This is a genomic window from uncultured Xylophilus sp., assembly GCA_913776965.1.
In the GTDB taxonomy this organism is placed as follows: domain Bacteria; phylum Pseudomonadota; class Gammaproteobacteria; order Burkholderiales; family Burkholderiaceae_C; genus Xylophilus.
The window spans coordinates 1-3124 of sequence record CAJYQL010000119.1; the positions used below are offsets into that span (position 1 = coordinate 1).

Sequence of the window (3124 nt, forward strand, 5' to 3'; positions counted from 1 at the left end):
GGTGCAGGTTGCCCGGGCCGCAGCTGCCGGCGCACACGGCCAGCTCGCCGGTCAGTGCGGCCTCGGCACCGGCGGCGAAGGCGGCCGCTTCCTCATGGCGCACGTGCATCCAGTCGATGCGGCCCAGACGCCGCAGGCTGTCGTTCAGCCCGTTGAGGCTGTCGCCGGTGACGCCCCAGATGCGCTGGACGCCGAGGTCGGCAAGGGTGTGGGCAAGCAGGTCGGCGACGGTGAAGGGCACGGGCACTCCTGGGTAAGGCTGGGGTAAACACGAATGGACGCTACAAATCCTATGTCGCCTGTGCTGCGTGGCAGGTAGGAGCGGAACCCCCTGTTGATGCAGAGCTGGTGATCGCGGGGCGAAAAAGAGAACTTTCGAATCAAAAGCCCCGCGAAACCCACCATCAATGCATCAAATGCTTAGTAATTAAATACACTGGTTAACATTTACTGACGAAAGGCCGGCCGCCGACGGCGGCAGCGCCGGCGCAGTCCGCTGCAGGGAGTCGAGTTCCATGGAAAGCAAGGGTTGCCACAGCCTTCGCGGCCGGAACGTGCCGCGCCGGGGACGGGCTGCGCCAGCCGTCGTGCTGGGTGCCGCGCTGGCCGCGGCGCTGGCGCTGCCGGCGGCTGCGCAGGGCCTGCGGCAATGGCAGGACGCCGCCGTCGCCAGCGATCCGGCGCTGGCCGGCGCCGAGGCGCAGCAGCGTGCCGGCGCCGAACGGGCCGAGCAGGCCGCCGCCGCGCTGCGGCCCAGCGTGAGCCTGGGCGCCTCGGCCAGCCGCACCGACTACCACGACCTCACCGGGCTGTCCCAGCCGCCCGACCGCGACTTCTCCACCCGCCAGTACGCCCTGTCGCTCAACCAGCCGCTCTACCGGCCGGTGCCGTGGCAGGCGCTGCAGCAGTCCCGCGTGGCCGTCGATGCGCTGGAGGCCCAGCGCGACGCCGTGCATGCCGACCTTCTGCAGCGCTTGGTCGGCGCCTTCTTCGAACTGCAGGCCGTGCGTTCGGACCTGGTGCAGCTGCGCGGCCAGCGCCAGGCCACGGCCGAGCAGCTGGCCCTGGCGCGGCGCAGCTTCGATGCCGGCACCGTCTCCATCGTCGACGTGCGCGATGCCGAGGCGAAGTTCGACGCCGTCACTGCCCAGGAAGCCGCCGCCGAAATGGAGCGCCAGGCCAAGGAGGCCGGGCTGGAGCAGGTGGTCGGCCAGCGGGTGCATGTGCCGGGGGCCGGCCTGCCGCCGGCCGAGGCGCCCGACCTGGGCGAGGCCGACCTGGCGCGCTGGCTGGACCTGGCCGAAAGCGGCAGCCCGGTGGTGGGGCAGGCGCGCCTGGCGCTGGCGGTGGCGCAGCTCGAAGTGCGCAAGATGCAGGCGGGCAGCCTGCCCACGCTGGACTTCAGCCTCAGCCAGCAGTCGGTGCGGGCCGGCGCCACCACCGTCAGTGCGCTGCCGCAGTCGGGCCGCTTCGTGCAGGCGGGGCTCAACCTCAACGTGCCGCTGTATGCCGGCGGCGGGCTCGACGCCCGCGTGCGCGAGGCCGTGGCGCAGGAGGACAAGGCCACCGCCGACCTGGAAGCCGCCCGCCGCCAGGTCGGCGGTGCCGTGCGCCAGGCCTTCTATGCGGCGCTGGGCGCCATCGCCCAGTTCCGCGGGCTGCAGGCGGCCGAGCGCTCGGCTGAGACCGCACTGGCCGCCAACCGCCGCGGCTACGAGGTGGGCGTGCGCATCGGCGCCGACGTGCTGGCGGCCCAGTCGCAGCTGTACCAGACGCGGCGCGACAAGGCCCGCGCCGGCTACGAGGCCTGGGCGCAGTTCTTCCGCCTCAAGACCGCCACCGGCACCGCGGGCGAGGAGGACCTGGCCCGCATCGATGGCCTGTTCGCTCCGGCGGCGTCCGGCGTCGCCCTGGCCGCGGCCGCGCCGGCACCGGCCTATCCGGGCCTGATCCGCCGCCTGCGCCTGACGCAGTCCGCGCCCTGAGCCGCACGGCATGGCGCAGGCGACCGGCAGCGACGCGGCGACGGCGGTCCAGGCCGGCCGGCTGGCGGCCGAGTTATTGGGTGCCCGCAGCGTGGACGAGGGCGTCGCGCGCCTGGCGACGCGCCTGGCGGCGCTCGCCGGCTGCGAGCGCGTCTGGATCGCCGTGCACGAGGCCGACGGCCTGCGCTTCGCCGGCGGCTCGGCCCACGACGACAAGGGCCTGCCGCCCGACCTGCGGCCGCTGCTGCTCGGCGCCATGCAGGAGGCGCTGGACCAGGGCGTGCCGCTGGCCTGCCCCGCACCCGAGGCCGGCGGTGCCACCGACGCCATCCTGCTCGAACACCGCCTGCTGCAGGCCCACCTGCAGGCCGCCGTCGCCTGCGTGCCGCTGGGCCTGCACGGCGTGCCGGTGGCGGCCGTCTGCGCCGAGCGCCCGGCCGGCCAGCCCTTCGATGCCGACGAGCTGCAGCGCCTGGCCGCCTGGCTCGCACCGGCCACGCCGGCCCTGCACTGGATGCAGGCCGCCCAGCTGCCCTGGCGGCGCCGCGCCCGGCAAGCCTTGGCACAGGCCTGGCAGCGGCTGCGCGCGCCCGGCCAGCGCGGCCGGCGGCGCCTGCTGCTGGCCGGCGCGCTGGTGCTGGCCTTCGCCACCGCCGTGCCGCTGGACGACACCGTGAGCGGCCGCGCCCGCATCGAGGGCGCCGAGCAGCGGCAGATCTCGGCCCCCACCGACGGCTTCGTCAAGACGGTGCACGTGCGCCCCGGCGACCGCGTGCGCGCCGGCCATCCGCTGGTCGACCTCCTCGACGCCGACCAGCGGCTGGAGCAGGAGCGCTGGAGCCAGCAGCTCGCCCAGCACGAGAACGCCTACGCCGCCGCCATGGCCAACCGCGACCGCGTGTCCGCCGCCACCAGCCTGGCGCGCGTCAGCGAGGCGCAGGCCCAGCTGGCGTTGATCGCCGCGCAGATCGCCCGCGGCCGGCTGGTCGCGCCCTTCGACGGCGTGGTCATCCAGGGCGACCTGGCCCAGTCCATCGGCGCGCCGGTGCGCCAGGGCGACCTGCTGCTGACCCTGGCCGACAACCGCCGCCAGCGCGTGATCGTGGACGTGGACGAGGTGGACATCGCCCGCGTGCAGC

Annotated in this window: 3 protein-coding genes; 2 read left to right on the forward strand and 1 reads right to left on the reverse strand. The window is 74.7% G+C overall.

Annotated elements, in window-relative coordinates:
• The coding region (locus QZ500_RS16725; RefSeq protein ID WP_295856749.1) for a thiamine pyrophosphate-binding protein at positions 1 to 241 on the reverse strand (241 nt) is incomplete at its 3' end.
• Between the two features lie 274 nt (positions 242 to 515).
• On the opposite strand from QZ500_RS16725, the gene QZ500_RS16730 reads away from it, so the two are divergent.
• Positions 516 to 1985 (forward strand): TolC family outer membrane protein, encoded by a 1470-nt coding sequence (locus QZ500_RS16730; protein WP_295856751.1) that lies wholly within the window; start codon positions 516 to 518, stop codon positions 1983 to 1985.
• A 10-nt stretch (positions 1986 to 1995) separates the two neighbouring features.
• Positions 1996 to 3124, forward strand: a 1129-nt coding sequence (locus QZ500_RS16735) for an HlyD family efflux transporter periplasmic adaptor subunit (protein WP_295856753.1), incomplete at its 3' end; no start/stop codon positions are given.

Bases quoted from the DNA above. Each gene is read 5' to 3' on its own strand.
- QZ500_RS16730 (WP_295856751.1), top strand. From the start codon at position 516: ATGGAAAGCAAGGGTTGCCACAGCCTTCGCGGCCGGAACGTGCCGCGC.